Raw genomic sequence first — 16,871 nt, 5'->3', positions numbered from 1 at the left:
GCCGGAGATGGCTATTCTGGGATTACAGGGCGTGCGCGGGGGAACTGGCGTCACGTCCATTACGGCTGCACTCGCCTGGGCCCTGCAATTGCTCGGTGAAAGCGTGCTGGCGATCGACGCCAGCCCGGATAATATGCTGCGCTTTTTCTTTAATACCGATATCCATCATCAGGACGGCTGGGCGCGGGCGCTGCTCGACGGCCGGGACTGGCGTGACGCGGGCTTGCGCTATACGCAGCATATCGATCTACTGCCGTTTGGCCAGCTCAGCGCCGGCGAAAGAGAAAATGTCGACCAGCTGCAGCCCACCCTGGGGGCGATAGCGGAGGCAGTACAGCAGCTACAGGGCCAGTACCGCTGGCTGCTGCTGGATCTGCCGGCGGGTTATTCGCCGTTGACTCGCGAGCTGCTGACGCTTTGCGATCGCTCGCTGGTGGTGGTTCATCCCGACGCCAATAGCCATATCCGTCTACACCAGCAGCCCCTCCCGGCCAACGGCGATATTCTGATTAACGATCTGCGGGTCGGCAGCCAGCTGCAGGAAGATCTCTACCAGCTGTGGCTGGAGAGCCAGCCGCGCATCCTGCCGGTGACGATTCACCGCGACGAGGCGATGGCCGAGTGCCTGGCGGCGAAACAACCTCTTGGGGAGTATCGTCAGGATTCGCTGGCGGCGGAAGAGGTGCTGACCCTGGCGAACTGGTGCCTGATCCACTATTCCGCCGGGAGAGCGGCATGATCCGCCTCAGTACGCTGCTGCTGGCCCCGCCGGTGGGGGAGCGGCTGCGTGCGCGCTATGATGACTATCGGCAGCACGGCGCTTCGTGGCTGTCGGCGTCGCTTGGCTGTCTGTGGGCGTCGCTGGTCTGGGCGCTGATGCCGCTGGAGACGCCGCGCTGGCAGGCGATTCTGGCCCGCCATGAAACCTATTTTCCCCACATAAATCCGCATCGCCCGCGTCCGCTGGATCCGCTGCGCTACCTGCTGCAATCCCTGTGGTTACTGACGACGCGCGTGCCGGAGCCGGAGAAAAAGGTCAACTGGCGTTCGCTGGCGGCGCTGGAAGGGGTGCACGGTCGCTATACGCAGTGGCTGGAAAAATTGCCTGAGCAGATGAACGCCCGGACCGGCCATCTGGATAAACAGAAAGAGCTGGCGCACCTCAATCCTAAACTGCGCCGGGCGATCCTTGGGGGGGTGACCTTCTGCTCGCTGGTGCTGGCGCTGATGTGTATTACGCAGCCCTTTAACCCGCTGTCGCAGTTTATCTTCCTGATGCTGCTGTGGGGCGTGGCGCTGCTGGTGCGACGCATCCCGGGCCGTTTCTCGGCGCTGATGCTGATCGTGCTGTCGCTGACGGTGTCGTGCCGCTATATCTGGTGGCGCTATACCTCGACGCTGAACTGGAACGACCCGGTAAGTCTGGTGTGCGGGATCATTCTGCTGTTCGCAGAGACCTACGCCTGGGTGGTGCTGGTGCTGGGCTACTTCCAGGTGGTCTGGCCGCTGAATCGCCAGCCGGTGCCGCTGCCGGAGGACATGGATTTGTGGCCAACTGTGGACATCTTCGTCCCCACCTATAACGAAGATCTCAACGTGGTGAAAAACACCATTTACGCCTCGCAGGGCATCGACTGGCCGAAGGACAAGCTGAACATCTGGATCCTCGACGACGGCGGACGGGAAGCGTTTCGCCAGTTTGCCAAAGATGTTGGGGTGCACTATATCGCCCGCACCAGCCACGAACACGCCAAGGCCGGCAACATCAATAATGCGCTGAAATATGCCAAAGGGGAGTTCGTTTCGATCTTTGACTGCGACCATGTGCCGACGCGCTCGTTTCTGCAGATGACCATGGGCTGGTTCCTGAAAGAGAAAGAGCTGGCGATGATGCAGACCCCGCACCACTTCTTCTCGCCCGATCCCTTTGAGCGCAACCTTGGTCGTTTTCGCAAAACGCCGAACGAAGGGACGCTATTCTACGGCCTGGTGCAGGACGGGAACGACATGTGGGACGCCACCTTCTTCTGCGGCTCCTGCGCCGTTATCCGCCGCGGCCCGCTGGATGAAATTGGCGGGATAGCCGTCGAAACGGTGACCGAAGATGCCCACACCTCGCTGCGTCTGCACCGGCGGGGATATACCTCCGCCTATATGCGTATTCCGCAGGCGGCGGGGCTGGCGACGGAGAGTTTATCCGCGCATATCGGCCAGCGCATCCGCTGGGCGCGCGGGATGGTGCAGATATTCCGCCTCGATAATCCGCTGTTTGGCAAAGGCCTGAAGCTGGTGCAGCGCGTCTGCTACGCCAACGCCATGCTTCACTTTCTCTCCGGTATTCCGCGCCTCATCTTCCTCACGGCGCCGCTGGCCTTTTTGCTGCTCCATGCCTATATCATTTATGCGCCAGCGCTGATGATCGCGCTATTCGTGTTGCCGCACATGATCCACGCCAGCCTGACCAACTCGAAGATTCAGGGCAAATATCGCCATTCGTTCTGGAGTGAAATTTACGAGACGGTGCTGGCCTGGTATATCGCGCCGCCCACTTTTGTGGCGCTGATCAACCCGCATAAAGGCAAGTTCAACGTCACCGCGAAGGGCGGGCTGGTGGAAGAGGAGTATGTCGACTGGGTGATCTCCCGGCCCTATATCTACCTGGTGCTGCTCAATCTGGTCGGCGTCGCGGTGGGGATCTGGCGCTTCATGTACGGCCCGGAAAATGAAATCCTCACCGTCTGGGTGAGTATTGTCTGGGTATTCTACAACCTGATTATTCTTGGCGGCGCGGTGGCGGTCTCGGTTGAAAGCAAGCAGGTTCGCCGTTCGCACCGTGTCGAAATGAGCATGCCGGCGGCTATCGCCCGCGAAGATGGCCACCTGTTCTCCTGCACCGTCCACGACTATTCCGACGGCGGACTGGGGATCAAAATTAACGGCGACGCGCAGGTGCTGGAAGGCCAGAACGCCAGGCTGCTGCTCAAACGGGGACAGCAGGAGTATGCCTTCCCGGTCAGGGTCGCGCGGGTCAACGGCAGCGAAGTGGGGCTCCAGCTGCTGCCGTTAACCAACCAGCAGCATATCGATTTTGTGCAGTGTACGTTTGCCCGCGCTGATACGTGGGCGCTTTGGCAGGATAGCTTCCCGGAAGATAAGCCGATGGAAAGCCTGCTGGATATCCTCAAGCTGGGCTTTCGTGGCTATCGTCACCTGGCGGAGTTTTCGCCGCCGTCGGTGAAGGTGGTTTTCCGCGCGCTCACTTCGCTGGTGGCCTGGATAGCGTCGTTTGTACCCCGACGCCCTGAACGCGCCGCGCCGACGCTCTCCGCAGACCCGGCAATGGCTCAACAATGATGATAATGCGATGAAAAGAAAACTTTCCTGGATGTGTGCAGTAGCGGTGGGCATGTGCAGCTGGTATCCACTGGCCTCTTACGCGGCGCCGGCCGCGGTGGCGAACGCTGCCCCTGGCGTTCAGCCGCAGGCCGCGACCCCGGCTGCGCCGATCGTGGTGGGCGAGCCGACGGCGACCCTCGCCGAACCGACCGCTCCGGCGGCGGTGGCCGAGAACGTGCCGCAGCGGGAGGTGAAGCTGAGCTTTGCCACCATCGCGCCGCCGCCCGGCAGCATCGTGCTGCGCGGCTCACGGCCTGACGCGTCGGTCGAATTCGGCATGCGCAGCGATGAGCTGGTCGCCAACGCGCTGCTCAATCTGGAATACACCCCATCGCCCTCGCTGCTGCCCGTGCAGTCGCAGTTGAAGGTCTATCTTAACGATGAGCTGATGGGCGTCCTGCCCGTCACTAAAGAGCAGCTGGGGAAAAAGATCCGCGCGCAGCTGCCGATTGACCCGCTGTACATCACCGACTTCAACCGCGTACGGCTGGAGTTTGTCGGCCACTACCGCGACGTCTGCGAAAACCCGGCCAGCAGTACGCTGTGGCTGGACGTCGGACGCGAAAGCTATCTGGATCTCACCTACCAGTCGCTGAAGGTAAATAACGATCTGTCACACTTCCCGGTGCCGTTCTACGATCCGCGCGATAACCGCCCGCTGAAGCTGCCGATGATTTTCCCGGGCTCGCCAGCGGTCACCCAGCAGCAGGCGGCGGCGATAGTCGCCTCCTGGTTCGGCAGCAAGGCCGGCTGGCGCGGCCAGCAGTTCCCGGTCTATTTCAATGAACTGCCGGATCGTAACGCCATTGTCTTCGCCACCAACGACAAGCGTCCGGACTTCCTGCGCGATCATCCGCCGGTCAAGGCGCCGACCATCGAAATGATCGACAACCCGAACGATCCCTACGTCAAGCTGCTGGTGATTTTCGGCCGCGATGATAACGACCTGCTGCTGGCGGCGAAGGGGATTGCTCAGGGCAATATTCTGTTCCGCGGCAGCAGCGTCACCGTGGACGGCATCAAAACCCTGCAGCCGCGTCAGCCTTACGACGCGCCGAACTGGGTGCGCACCGACCGCTCGGTCACCTTCGCTGAGCTGAAAACCTATGAGCAACAGCTGCAGTCCAGCGGCCTGGTGCCGGATGCCATCACCGTGGCGCTTAACCTGCCGCCGGATCTCTATCTGCTGCGGGCCAACGGCATCGATATGGATCTGAAATACCGCTACACCATGCCGCCGGTGAAGGACAGCTCGCGGATGGATATCAGCCTCAACGACCAGTTCCTGCAGTCGTTCAGCCTTAACAGCTCCCAGGACGTGAACAAACTGATCCTGCGCCTGCCGGTGCTGCAGGGGCTGCTGGACGGCAAATCGGAGGTCACCATCCCCGCGCTGCGTCTTGGGGCGGTCAACCAGCTGCGCTTTGACTTCCAGTATATGAACCCGATGCCCGGCGGCTCCATCGACAACTGTATTACCTTCCAGCCGGTGCAGAACCATGTGGTGATTGGCGACGATTCGACCATCGACTTCTCGAAGTATTATCACTTTATCGCCCTGCCGGACCTGCGCGTCTTCGCCAATGCGGGCTTCCCTTACAGCCGTATGGCGGACCTTTCCGACACGCTGGTGGTGGTGCCGAAGGCGCCGACCCAGGGCCAGGTGGCGACGCTGCTGCAGGCGCTGGGGGGCATCGGTTCGCAGACCGGTCTGGCGGCGATTAATCTGCAAATGACCGACGATGGCAACCAGATCAAGAATAAAGACGCGGATCTGCTGCTGATCGGCGCGATCCCGTCGTCGCTCAAGGACGACACCAAAATCAACCTGCTGGTCGAGGCGACCAAAAGCTGGGTGAAAATGCCGATGCGCCACTATGACCTGGCGAGCATTTATCCCGACGATGAGGCCCGCACGCCCAATACCCGCACCGACATTACCTCTTCCGGGCCGATGGCGGCGGTGATTGGCTTCCAGTCGCCGTATAACGATCAGCGCAGCGTGGTGGCCCTGCTGGCCGACAGCCCGCGCGGTAATGAACTGCTGACCAACGCCCTCAACGACAGCGGTAAGCGGGCAGCGATGTTTGGCTCGGTGGCGGTGATCCGCGAATCCGGCGTCAACAGTCTGCGGGTGGGGGATATTTACTACGTGGGTCATCTGCCCTGGTTCGAGCGCATCTGGTTCGCGCTCTCTAACCACCCGATACTGCTGGCGATCTTCGCTGCCATCAGCATTGTGCTGCTGGCATGGGTGCTGTGGCGCATGCTGCGCATCATCAGCCGCCGCCGTCTTAGCCTGGATGATGAGTAAACCATGATGAAAGTTCTTTGTGGCGCGGTGCTCTCGGCGCTGCTGCTGGCGGCGGGCCAGGTGGGCGCCGCCTGCCAGTGGCCCGCCTGGGAGCAGTTTAAACAAGCGTACGTCAGCCCCGAGGGACGGGTGATTGACCCCAGCGATGCGCGCAAAATCTCCACCTCGGAAGGACAGAGCTATGGCCTGTTTTTCGCCCTGGCGGCCAACGATCGCGCAGGGTTCGACAAACTGCTGACCTGGACGCAGAACAACCTGGCGGAAGGCGATCTGAAACAACATTTGCCGGGCTGGCTGTGGGGCAAAAAGGACGATGAGCAGTGGACCCTGCTGGACAGCAACTCGGCGTCCGACTCGGATCTGTGGATAGCCTGGGCGCTGCTGGAGGCGGGCCGCCTGTGGCAACAGCCGCAGTACACCGAGACCGGAAAAGCCCTGCTGGCGCGGATTGTCGCTGAAGAGACGGTGGCGGTGCCGGGCCTCGGCACGATGCTGCTGCCGGGAAAAGTCGGTTTTGCCGATGACAGCGGCTGGCGGTTTAACCCCAGCTATCTTCCGCCGCAGCTGGCCACCTACTTTGTGCGTTTTGGCGCGCCGTGGCCCGCTCTGCGCGACAGTAACCTGCGCCTGCTGCTGGAGACCGCGCCGAAAGGCTTTACCCCGGACTGGGTGCGCTATGAGAAAGGGAAAGGCTGGCAGCTGAAAACCGAAAAGCCGCCGATCGGCAGCTATGACGCGATTCGCGTCTACTTGTGGGTGGGCATGCTCCATGATGGCGATAAGCAGAAAGCGCGTCTGCTGCAACGCTTCGCGCCGATGGCGGCGCAGACCACGGAGCAGGGAGTACCCCCGGAGAAAGTGAATATCGCCACCGGCAAAACCAGCGGTCAGGGGCCAGTGGGCTTCTCCGCGGCAATGCTGCCGTTTTTACAGGACGACGAGGCCCGGTCGGTGCAACGCCAGCGCGTCGCCGATAACTATCCCGGCGCGGATGCCTACTACAGCGCAGTTCTGACGCTGTTCGGCCAGGGTTGGGATCAACACCGTTTTCGTTTCACGGCGAGTGGTGAATTACAACCTGACTGGAACCAGGAATGCGCAAGCTCTCACTAAGTTTACTCACGCTGTCCCTCGGCGTTGCGCTGCTGCCGTTAGCGCAGGCGGCGACGACGCCTGCCCAGGAGCATCTGCTGGAGCAGGTCCGCCTCGGCGAGGCCAGCAATCGTGAAGACCTGGTGCGCCAGTCGCTGTACCGTCTGGAGCTGATTGATCCCAACAACCCGGAGCTGATTGCCGCGCGGATGCGCTATCTGCTGCGTCAGGGGGATGCCGCCGGGGCGCAAAAAGAGCTGGAACGACTGACGAAGCTGGCGCCGGACTCCCCGGAGCTGAAGGCGTCGCGCAATGAGATGAAAAGCAACACCGGCGAGGGCCGCCAGGCGCTGCAGCAGGCGCGACTGCTGGGCGTGGCCGGGAAGGTCGATGAAGCCATCGCCGCCTATGAAAAACTGTACGGCGGGGTGCCGGATGACGTTGACGTCGCCATTGAATACTGGACGCTGGTGGCGCGCCTGCCGTCCCGCCATAGCGAAGGCGTCAGCCAGTTGAAAAAACTGAACGCCAGCGCGCCGGGCAACGTCAGCCTGCTGACTTCGCTGGCGAAGCAGATGTTCGCCGATAACAAACTGCAGGAGGGGTTCGCCTATCTGGCGGAGATGGCCCGATCGGCCTCGGGACGCGGTATCGCCGCCGATATGTGGTTCAGTGAGGTGAAAAGCATGCCGGTGAGCAAGGCCAGCGTGCAGGCGTTGCAGCAATTTCTTCTGCAGTTTCCCACCGGCTCGGTGGCGGCGAACGCCCGCGTTCTGCTCGACCAACAGCAGGCGCAGCTGCAGGATCCGACTTTCCGCGCCCGCTCGGAAGGGCTGGCGGCGGTCAAGTCCGGGAATACCACGCAGGCGGTCGCGGATCTGCAGAAAGCCGTTCAGGCCGACAGCCGCGACAGCGACGCGGTGGGCGCTCTCGGCCAGGCCTATTCCCAGCGCGGCGACCGCGCGCGGGCAGTGGCGCAGCTCAGTAAAGCGATTGCCATGGACCCTGACAGCCCGAACCGCGGCAAGTGGGACAGCCTGCTGCAAACTAACCGCTACTGGCTGCTGATAAAGCAGGGGGATAACGCCCTGAAAGCCGGCCAGCTTTCGCAGGCGCAGAACTATTATGCCCAGGCGCAGCGGGTCGATCGCACCGACAGCTATGCCGTGCTGGGGCTGGGGGATGTCGCGGCGGCGCGCAAAGAGGCGGCGGCGGAGCGCTATTACCAGCAGGCGTTGCGCCTGGATCGCGGCAATAACCTGGCGGTGCGCGGCCTGGCCAACCTCTATCGCGCCGAATCGCCGGAGAAAGCCAGCGCCTGGATCGCCGGCCTCCCTCCCGCTCAGCGGCGCAGTATCGATGATATTGAGCGCAGCCTGACTAACGACCGGCTGGAGAAACAGGCGCAGGCTCTGGAGAGCCAGGGCAACTGGGCGCAGGCGGCGGAAGTTCAGCGTCGGCGCCTGGCGCTGGATCCGGACAGCGTCTGGATAACCTACCGTCTGGCGCGGGATCTGGTCAGCGCTGGCGAACGCCAGGAGGCCGACGCGCTGATGCGGACGATGGTCAACCGCCAGCCGCAGGACGCCGAACGGGTCTACGCCTCGGGACTCTACCTGTCGGGGAACGACCAGGACGATCTGGCTCTGGCGCAAATCGCCGCTCTGCCGCGCAGCGCGTGGACGGATAACATTCGTGAACTCGAAGCGCGCCTGCAAAGCGACCGGGTGCTGCGCCAGGCCAACCAGCTGCGCGACAGCGGCGACGAAGCGCAGGCGATCGCCCTCATCAAACGGCAACCCGCCTCGGTGCGCTATGATCTGACGCTGGCCGACTGGGCGCAGCAGCGCGGCGACAGCCAGACGGCGATTGCCGACTATCAGCGGGTGCTGCGTCAGGAGGCCGACAACGGCGATGCGCGCCTCGGCCTTGCGGAAGTCTACCTGGCCGAGGGCGATAAACCGGCCGCCCGGGCGCAGGTCATGCAGCTGAAAGGCGCAGAGACCGAATCCATGAACATGCAGCGGCGGGTGGCGCTGGCGCGAGCTGGCCTTGGCGATACCGCTGACGCGCAACGGATTTTTAATCAGATTGTGCCGCAGGCGAAGGCGCAGCCGCCCTCGATGGAGAGCGCGCTGGTGCTGCGCGATGCTGCGCGCTTTGCCACCCAGAGCGGGGCGCCGCAGCAGGCGCTGACGCACTACCGGGAAGCGATGGTGGCCTCCGGCATTACCCCCGCGCAGCCGCAGGATAACGATACTTTTACGCGGCTGACGCGCAACGACAGCCATGATGACTGGCTGAAGCGTGGGATCCGCAGCGATGCCGCCGACCTTTATCGTCAGCAGGATCTGAACGTCACCCTGGAACATGACTTCTGGGGTTCCAGCGGCACCGGCGGCTATTCCGACCTGAAGGCGCATACCACCATGCTGCAGGTGGATGCTCCGCTGGCGGATGGCCGGATGTTCTTTCGCACCGATCTGGTCAATATGGATGCCGGCAGCTTTTCCACCCACAGCGACGGGAGCTACTCGCCCAGCTGGGGCACCTGCGGGGAGATCGCCTGTACCAGCGGCAGTAAAAATCAGACCGACAGCGGGGCCAGCGTGGCGGTCGGCTGGAAGAATGACACCTGGAGCGGGGATATCGGCACCACGCCGATGGGCTTCAATGTCGTCGATGTGGTGGGGGGGCTGAGCTACAGCAGCGACGTCGGGCCGGTGGGGTACACGGTCAACGTCCACCGGCGGCCTATCTCCAGCTCGCTGCTCTCCTTTGGCGGGCAGAAGGACAGCAGCAGCCATACCGGCGCCACCTGGGGCGGCGTCCGCGCCGACGGCGGCGGCCTGAGCCTGAGCTACGATCGCGGGGAGGCTCACGGCATCTGGTCCTCGCTGGGCGCCGACTCGCTGACCGGTAAAAACGTGGCGGATAACTGGCGCGTGCGCTGGATGACCGGGTACTACTACAAGGTCATCAACGAGAATAATCGTCGCGTCACCGTCGGCCTCAACAATATGATCTGGCACTACGACAAAGATCTCAGCGGCTACACCCTCGGCCAGGGCGGCTATTACAGCCCACAGGAGTATCTCTCGTTCGCCGTGCCGGTGACCTGGCGTCAGCGCACCGAGAACTGGTCCTGGGAGCTCGGCGGGTCGGTGTCATGGTCCCATTCGCGCACCCAGACGCAAGCCCGCTATCCGCTGCTGAACCTGATCCCGTCCGACTACCGGCAGCGCGCCAGCGAGCTGACGGAGGAGGGAAGCAGCAGCCATGGATTCGGTTACACCGCCAGAGCGCTGGTGGAGCGGCGGGTGACCAGCAACTGGTTCGTCGGCGCCGCGGTCGATATTCAGCAGGCGAAGGATTACACCCCGAGCCATGCGCTGCTTTACGTCCGCTACTCGGCGGCCGGCTGGCAGGGGGATCTGGATATGCCGCCCCAGCCGCTGGTGCCCTACGCCGACTGGTAGCAGAATAGGCTGAATTACGTTACAGAGCGCCACTCCGCGACGCGCTTCGCGTATACTCGTGAGGCGTTGCCCACCGTTGGCCGTCGGGGATGTATCCCGGCGTCCGCGCCACCGCGCGGAAATATCCCGTCACTTCATCCCTCGCGGGCGTGGGCGAAGGATTTAAGTATATAATCAGCCTGAAACGACCGGGATTGAAGGATTGATACCGGGTATGTATTCAGTATCAGTGGAGAACACCGTTGCGCGTCAGCCGTTCACTTACAATCAAACAGATGGCGATGGTCGCGAGCGTGTCCATGGCCTTTGTATTGGTTTTTTGCACTATTTTGCTGTTTCACTTTGTGCAACAGAGTCGCTTTACCACGGCCACGCAGTTAGAAAGTATCGCGCGATCCGTTCGCGAACCGCTGTCTGCGGCTATTCTGAAAGCCGATATTCCGGAAGCGGAAGCCATTTTAAGCCGTATCCAGCCTGCTGGCATCGTCAGCCGGGCGGATGTGGTATTGCCGAACCAGTTCCAGGCGCTGCGGATGCGATTTATCCCCGAGCGGCCGGTGCCGGTAACCGTCACCCGGCTGTTTGAGCTGCCGGTGCAGATTTCGCTGCCCATTTATTCGCTGGAGCGGCCGGCCAACCCGCAGCCGCTGGCCTATCTGGTGCTGCAGGCCGACTCCTATCGCATGTATAAATTCGTCATGAGCGCCCTTGCCACGTTAGTGACTGCTTACTTACTTCTGGTGCTGATGCTGACGGTGGCGCTCACCTGGTGCATCAACCGGCTGATGGTTCGCCCTCTGCGGCGTATCGCCCGCGAGCTGAACGATCTCTCCCAGCAGGAGCGTCTTGGCCATCAGCTGACCCTCCCGCGCCTGCACCATGACGACGAGATCGGTATGCTGGTGCGCAGCTATAACCGCAACCAGCAGAGCCTGGTCCGCCAGCATGATGAGCTGTCCATCCAGTCGACCCGCTTCCCGGTCTCCGAGCTGCCGAATAAAGCCTTTTTGCTGGCGATGCTGGAGCAGACGGTGGCCCGCCCGCAGAGCGCCGCGCTGATCGTCGTCGCCTGTGAAACCCTGCAGGACGCCGCCGGGGTCCTCAAGGAGAGTCAGCGCGAAATGCTGCTCCTGACGCTGGTGGAGAAGCTGCGGGCCGCGATCCCGCCGCAGATGGTGCTGGCTCAGGTGAGCGGGTATGACTTCGCGATTCTCGCCGATGGCCTTGCCGAACCGTGGCAGGCGGTGACGTTAAGTAAGCAAGTGCTCACTATTATTAATGAGCGTTTACCGCTGCATGGGCTGCAGCTGCGGCCCTACGCCAGCGTCGGGATCGCCATGTTCCACGCCGGGCTCAGCGCCGAGCAGTTTTACCGGCGCGCGGTGTCGGCCGCCGTCACCGCACGACGTAAAGGCAAAAACCAGATCGAGTTCTTCGATCCCGAGCAGATGGAAAAGGCTCAGCGCCGCCTGATGGAAGAGCACGACATTATGACCGCGCTCGATAACCAGCAGTTCGCGATCTGGCTGCAGCCGCAGGTGGCCTGCGCCAGCGGCGAGATCTGCGGCGCCGAGGTACTGCTGCGCCAGCGGCAGGCGGATGGCAGCTGGTCGCTACCGCCGGCGCTGATTGAGCGCATTGAGTCCTGCGGGCTGATTATCCCGGTCGGCTACTGGGTAATGGAAGAGGCCTGCCGCCAGCTGGCGGCCTGGCAAAGCCAGGGGATTATGCTGCCGCTGTCGGTTAATGTTTCGCTGCTCCAGCTGCTGGAGCATGACCGCGGCGAGGAGATGCTGAAGCTGATCGCCCGCTACCGCATCGCCCCGGGTACCCTCATCCTCGAGGTGACGGAGAGCTGCCGGATGGACGATCCGCAGGATGTGATGGCCCGGTTGCGCCCGCTGCGCGAGGCCGGGGTGCAGATTGCGCTGGATGATTTTGGCATGGGTTATGCCGGGTTGCACCAGCTACAGCAGATGAAGGCCCTGCCGGTGGATATTCTGAAAATTGATAAGGTATTCATCGATATGCTGCCGGAGGATGTCAGCATGGTGCCGGCGATGATCCAGCTCGCGCGCGGCCTGTCGCTGCGTATCGTGGCGGAAGGGGTGGAGAACGACGCCCAGCGCCGCTGGTTGCAAGCCGCCGGCGTCGAGGTGCTCCAGGGCCATCTGTTCGGTTGCGCTTTGCCGCAGGAGGCATTCAGCGCGCGCTATCTCTCCCCGGTTCGGGAGGATGAAAATTTGTAAATGTTTTGTTGACTTGTGCGAGTCAGCTCAAAGATTTTAACAATTGCGTTGCACTTTCGGCGTTAGTTATTTCTGAAATGTTTCCAGGGTGTTATTTTTAAGCCACAGACGTCAAATATCCCTTCTTGCTCTGTGGTTATTCCCAAAGGACACCCTATGAAAACCTCTATCTTTAAAAGCCTCTATGTCCAGGTGCTGACGGCCATAGCGATCGGTATTCTGCTGGGCCATTTTTACCCGGAACTGGGCGCGCAAATGAAACCCTTTGGCGACGCCTTCGTTAAGCTGATTAAAATGGTGATTGCTCCGGTTATCTTCTGTACCGTCGTGACGGGGATCGCCGGGATGGAAAGCATGAAAGCCGTTGGCCGTACCGGGGCGGTGGCGTTGCTCTATTTCGAAGTTGTCAGCACCATCGCGCTGATTATCGGTCTGATTATCGTCAACGTGGTGCAGCCGGGCGCCGGGATGAACGTCGACCCGTCGACGCTCGATGCGAAAGCGGTGGCGGTGTACGCTGAGCAGGCTAAAGATCAAGGGGTAGTGGCCTTTTTACTGGATGTGATCCCGGGCAGCGTCATTGGCGCCTTCGCCAGCGGCAACATTCTGCAGGTTCTGCTGTTCGCCGTCCTGTTTGGTTTTGCCCTGCACCGTCTGGGCAGCAAGGGCCAGCTGATCTTCAACGTCATTGAAAGCTTCTCCCAGGTTATCTTCGGCATTATCAATATGATCATGCGCCTGGCGCCGATCGGCGCCTTCGGAGCCATGGCCTTTACCATCGGTAAATATGGCGTCGGCACCCTGGTGCAGCTGGGGCAGCTGATTATCTGCTTCTATATCACTTGTATCCTGTTCGTGGTGGTGGTGCTGGGGAGCATCGCCCGGGCCACCGGCTTCAGCATCTTCAAATTTATCCGCTATATCCGGGAAGAGCTGCTGATTGTGCTGGGGACCTCCTCATCAGAATCGGCGCTGCCGAGAATGCTCGACAAGATGGAGAAGCTGGGCTGCCGCAAATCGGTGGTGGGCTTGGTGATCCCGACCGGCTATTCGTTCAACCTCGATGGCACCTCTATCTATCTGACGATGGCCGCAGTCTTTATCGCCCAGGCGACCAACAGCCATATGGATATTTTCCATCAGATCACCCTGCTGGTGGTGCTGCTGCTCTCCTCGAAAGGGGCGGCAGGGGTGACCGGCAGCGGCTTCATCGTGCTGGCGGCGACCATCTCGGCCGTCGGGCATTTACCGGTGGCTGGCCTGGCGCTGATCCTCGGTATCGACCGCTTTATGTCCGAAGCCCGCGCGCTGACTAACCTGGTGGGTAACGGCGTTGCCACGGTGGTGGTGGCGAAATGGGTGAAAGAACTGGATGCCAAACAGATGGATGACGTTCTGAATAACCGTGTTCCGGCGAACAAAACGCACGAATTATCCTCTTAAATCCTCCTCTTAGGCCCGTACTCCCTTGCTGGAGTACGGCCTCCTGCGCATAATTAGAGGTCATTCCCGCCCGGCGGGAATGACACGAAATGATTATTTTACGTTGTCATGCGACATTTTCGTCTCCGTGTGGTCTAACCGACGTATTTCACTCTCACTTTTTTCGGCAGCCCGTCAGTGGGGTGCTGTTGTAACCAGGAATGTTCATCAGGGGTTCACATGCAGGGCACAACAATTAAACTCTTAACGGGCGGTTTGCTGATGGTAGCGGCGGCCGGTTATGTGCAGGCAGAAGCGCTCCAGCCTGATCCGGCCTGGCAACAAGGGACCTTAGCGAATGGTTTATCGTGGCAGGTATTGGCCACGCCGCAACGTCCCAGCGACCGTATCGAAGTCCGTTTGTCCGTCAATATTGGCTCGCTGAGCGAAAGCACTCAGCAGAGCGGTTTCAGCCGCTTTATTCCCCGCCTGGCGTTGACGCAAAGCGGCAGCCTGCCGACGATGCAGGCGCGCTCTTTATGGCAGCAGAGTATTGACCCGAAGCGTCCTCTGCCGCCGGCCATCGTCTCCTACGATTACACGATGTTTAATCTCAGCCTGCCCAATAACCGCAACGATCTGTTGAAAGAGGCGCTGAGCTGGCTGGCGGACGCCAGCGGTAAACTGGCCATTACGCCTGAATCGATCAATCATGCGCTGCAGGGCAGCGACATGGTGGCGACCTGGCCACTGGATACCAAAGAGGGTTGGTGGCGCTATCGCCTGAAAGGGTCCACCATGCTGGGCCATGACCCCGCCGCGCCGCTGAAGCAGCCGATCGATGTGGCGCAGCTGAAAGACTTTTATCAAAAATGGTACACCCCCGACGCCATGACGCTGATCGTGGTGGGGAATGTCGACAGCCGCAGCGTTGCCGAGCAAATCAATAAGACCTTTGGCGATCTGAAGGGCAAGCGGGAAACCCCCGCAGCGGTGCCGACCTTATCGCCGCTGCCTACCGTGCCGGTCAGCATCATGACCAACGCGGTGCGTCAGGACAAACTGTCCATCATGTGGGATGCGCCATGGCAGCCGATCCGCGACTCCGCGGCGCTGCAGCGCTACTGGCGTGACGATCTCGCCCGTGAAGCGCTGTTCTGGCACGTGCAGCAGAGTCTGAGCAAAAATAACGTGAAGGATATTGGCCTTGGCTTTGACTGCCGGGTGCTATATCAGCGCGCGCAGTGCGCCATCAACATCGATTCCCCGGGCGAGCGCCTGAACAACAACCTGAGCGTGGTTTCGCGCGAGCTGGCGAAAGTGCGGGACAACGGGCTGCCTCAGGAGGAGTTTGACGCGCTTATCGCTCAGAAAAGCCTCGAGCTGCAGAAGCTGTTTGCCACCTATGCGCGCACTGACACCGACATTCTGATGAGCCAGCGCATGCGCTCCCTGCAGAATCAGGTGGTGGACATCGCGCCGGAGCAGTACCAGAAGCTGCGTCAGGAGTTCCTCAACTCCCTGACGGTGGACATGCTGAACCAGTATCTGCGCCAGCAGCTCTCGCAGGACATGGCGCTGGTGCTGCAACAGCCGAAGGGCGAACCGGAATACAATATGAAGGAACTGCAGGCCACCTGGGAAAAACTGATGGCGCCGAATCCGGCGGCCACGGCGGCTAGCGGCAGCGCCGATACGGTTGACGCCCACAGCGAGGCCAGCGACATCCCGCCGGGGCAGTAACCTAACGCCTCTCCGGCGCGCCAGCGGCGGCCGGAGAGCGCTTTGTGCGGAGAATTACTGCGGCATCGCTTCCCGCGGGATGATCGCCCCGCGATACTGGATCACCGTGCTGGCGGTCAGGTGTCCGCGTCTGGCGGCGGATTCGGCATCGCCGCCGGTCAGGCGAACGGCCAGGTAGCCGGCGCTGAAGGAGTCTCCGGCGGCGGTGGTATCCACCACCTTCTCTTTGGCCAGCCTGACGGCCGGCACTTCCCGCAGCGGTTGCCCGCTAACCGAGACCAGGCAGGCATCCGCGCCGCGCTTCACCACCACCTCTTCCACGCCGGCGGCGTGGGTGCGGGCGATCACCTCAGCAACCGGTTTTTCTCCCCACAGCGCGTCTTCATCATCGAGGGTCAGAAACGCGATATCGGTGCAGGCGAGCATTTCCTGATAGACCTGCTGCGTTTCCGCCTGGCTGGCCCACAGGCGCGGACGATAGTTGTTGTCGAAGATCACCTTGCCGCCGTTGGCGCGGCACTCACGCAGCAGCGTGAACAGCTTGTCGCGGCTGGCCGGGCTGAGAATGGCGAGACTGATGCCGCTCAGATAGAGATAGTCGAAAGTGGCCAGCTCTTCGCAAATCGCCGCCGCGCGATCGCTCTCCAGCCAGAACTTTGCCGCCGCCTCGTTGCGCCAGTAGTAGAAGGTGCGCTCGCCGGTGTCATCGGTTTCAATGTAATACAACCCCGGCAGGCGGTCGGCCATCCGCTGGATAAGATCGGTGTTGACGTTTTCCTGTTGCCAGCTGTCGAGCATCTGCTGGCTGAACGCATCGGTTCCCAGGGCGGTGACGTAGTGGACGCTCAATGCGCTGGCATCCGTCTGCCGCGCGATATAGACCGAGGTGTTTAAGGTATCGCCGCCAAAGCCGCGGTTAACGGCCCCGTTTTTCTCTGACAGCTCAATCATGCATTCGCCAATAACGGCAATTTTTTTAGACATAGCCAGAACCTGCAATGGAATCGATATAAGCGCTAGTGTGCGCTGCGCTGTTTTGCTGGTCAATCATATTAAAACATCGTTCCATTATTTTTTTGACCTGACGCGCGTAATGTGACGAAAAGCGCATTTCCAGGATAAACGCCGCTTTTTGACTATATTCAGGACTGACGTGATGCAAAAGGAGCGGAGTAG

At 61.3% G+C, this 16,871-nt stretch carries 11 protein-coding genes; 9 read left to right on the top strand and 2 right to left on the bottom strand.

Annotation, left to right across the window (positions count from 1 at the left end; translation table 11 throughout):
- The first annotated feature begins 7 nt into the window (after positions 1–7).
- The 9 genes from KPHS_50410 to KPHS_50330 all read left to right on the top strand — a co-directional run bounded on the left by KPHS_50410 (position 8) and on the right by KPHS_50330 (position 15,695).
- Entirely contained in the window at positions 8–739 is a 732-nt protein-coding gene (locus tag KPHS_50410) for a cell division protein (protein ID YP_005229341.1), read from the top strand.
- On the top strand, positions 736–3,354 hold the full coding sequence (locus KPHS_50400) for a cellulose synthase catalytic subunit (protein ID YP_005229340.1): 2,619 nt from the start codon (positions 736–738) through the stop codon (positions 3,352–3,354). Before KPHS_50410 ends, KPHS_50400 begins: the two co-directional genes overlap by 4 nt.
- 10 nt (positions 3,355–3,364) lie before the next feature.
- Complete coding sequence (locus KPHS_50390; RefSeq protein YP_005229339.1) at positions 3,365–5,710, top strand: putative cellulose synthase; 2,346 nt, start codon at positions 3,365–3,367, stop codon at positions 5,708–5,710.
- Positions 5,711–5,713: 3 nt separating this feature from the next.
- The gene (locus tag KPHS_50380) at positions 5,714–6,823 is read left to right on the top strand and encodes an endo-1,4-D-glucanase (RefSeq protein ID YP_005229338.1); all 1,110 of its coding nucleotides are present in this window, start codon (positions 5,714–5,716) and stop codon (positions 6,821–6,823) included.
- Positions 6,805–10,281: a cellulose synthase subunit BcsC gene (locus KPHS_50370; RefSeq protein YP_005229337.1), complete on the top strand. Its 3,477-nt coding sequence runs from the start codon at positions 6,805–6,807 to the stop codon at positions 10,279–10,281. Before KPHS_50380 ends, KPHS_50370 begins: the two co-directional genes overlap by 19 nt.
- Before the next feature lie 89 nt (positions 10,282–10,370).
- Complete coding sequence (locus KPHS_50360) at positions 10,371–10,487, top strand: hypothetical protein (protein YP_005229336.1); 117 nt, start codon at positions 10,371–10,373, stop codon at positions 10,485–10,487.
- 36 nt (positions 10,488–10,523) lie between these two features.
- Positions 10,524–12,530 carry a phosphodiesterase gene (locus KPHS_50350; protein YP_005229335.1) on the top strand — a complete coding sequence of 669 codons (2,007 nt, stop codon included), beginning with the start codon at positions 10,524–10,526 and terminating at the stop codon, positions 12,528–12,530.
- Positions 12,531–12,686: 156 nt separating this feature from the next.
- Positions 12,687–13,973: a C4-dicarboxylate transporter DctA gene (locus tag KPHS_50340; protein ID YP_005229334.1), complete on the top strand. Its 1,287-nt coding sequence runs from the start codon at positions 12,687–12,689 to the stop codon at positions 13,971–13,973.
- 219 nt (positions 13,974–14,192) lie between these two features.
- Complete coding sequence (locus KPHS_50330; RefSeq protein ID YP_005229333.1) at positions 14,193–15,695, top strand: putative peptidase; 1,503 nt, start codon at positions 14,193–14,195, stop codon at positions 15,693–15,695.
- 54 nt (positions 15,696–15,749) lie between these two features.
- On the opposite strand, the gene KPHS_50320 is transcribed toward KPHS_50330, so the two are convergent.
- Together KPHS_50320 and KPHS_50310 are read right to left on the bottom strand one after the other, a co-directional pair.
- Positions 15,750–16,679 carry a ketodeoxygluconokinase gene (locus tag KPHS_50320; protein YP_005229332.1) on the bottom strand — a complete coding sequence of 310 codons (930 nt, stop codon included), beginning with the start codon at positions 16,677–16,679 and terminating at the stop codon, positions 15,750–15,752.
- Positions 16,672–16,857, bottom strand: coding sequence for an antibiotic biosynthesis monooxygenase (locus KPHS_50310; RefSeq protein ID YP_005229331.1), 186 nt, complete (start codon positions 16,855–16,857; stop codon positions 16,672–16,674). Before KPHS_50310 ends, KPHS_50320 begins: the two co-directional genes overlap by 8 nt.
- Between the last annotated feature and the right edge of the window lie 14 nt (positions 16,858–16,871).

The sequence above is a fragment of the Klebsiella pneumoniae subsp. pneumoniae HS11286 genome, from assembly GCF_000240185.1.
Classification (GTDB): domain Bacteria; phylum Pseudomonadota; class Gammaproteobacteria; order Enterobacterales; family Enterobacteriaceae; genus Klebsiella; species Klebsiella pneumoniae.
This window is presented reverse-complemented; position numbering and strand designations above follow the sequence as displayed.

What these genes read in the sequence shown, in the direction of transcription:
- KPHS_50410 (YP_005229341.1), top strand. Translation starts at nt 8, where the DNA reads ATGGCTATTCTGGGATTACAGGGCGTGCGCGGGGGAACTGGCGTCACG.
- KPHS_50400 (YP_005229340.1), top strand. Translation starts at nt 736, where the DNA reads ATGATCCGCCTCAGTACGCTGCTGCTGGCCCCGCCGGTGGGGGAGCGG.
- KPHS_50390 (YP_005229339.1), top strand. Translation starts at nt 3,365, where the DNA reads ATGAAAAGAAAACTTTCCTGGATGTGTGCAGTAGCGGTGGGCATGTGC.
- KPHS_50380 (YP_005229338.1), top strand. Translation starts at nt 5,714, where the DNA reads ATGATGAAAGTTCTTTGTGGCGCGGTGCTCTCGGCGCTGCTGCTGGCG.
- KPHS_50370 (YP_005229337.1), top strand. Translation starts at nt 6,805, where the DNA reads ATGCGCAAGCTCTCACTAAGTTTACTCACGCTGTCCCTCGGCGTTGCG.
- KPHS_50360 (YP_005229336.1), top strand. Translation starts at nt 10,371, where the DNA reads ATGTATCCCGGCGTCCGCGCCACCGCGCGGAAATATCCCGTCACTTCA.
- KPHS_50340 (YP_005229334.1), top strand. Translation starts at nt 12,687, where the DNA reads ATGAAAACCTCTATCTTTAAAAGCCTCTATGTCCAGGTGCTGACGGCC.
- KPHS_50330 (YP_005229333.1), top strand. Translation starts at nt 14,193, where the DNA reads ATGCAGGGCACAACAATTAAACTCTTAACGGGCGGTTTGCTGATGGTA.
- KPHS_50320 (YP_005229332.1), bottom strand. Translation starts at nt 16,679, where the DNA reads ATGTCTAAAAAAATTGCCGTTATTGGCGAATGCATGATTGAGCTGTCA.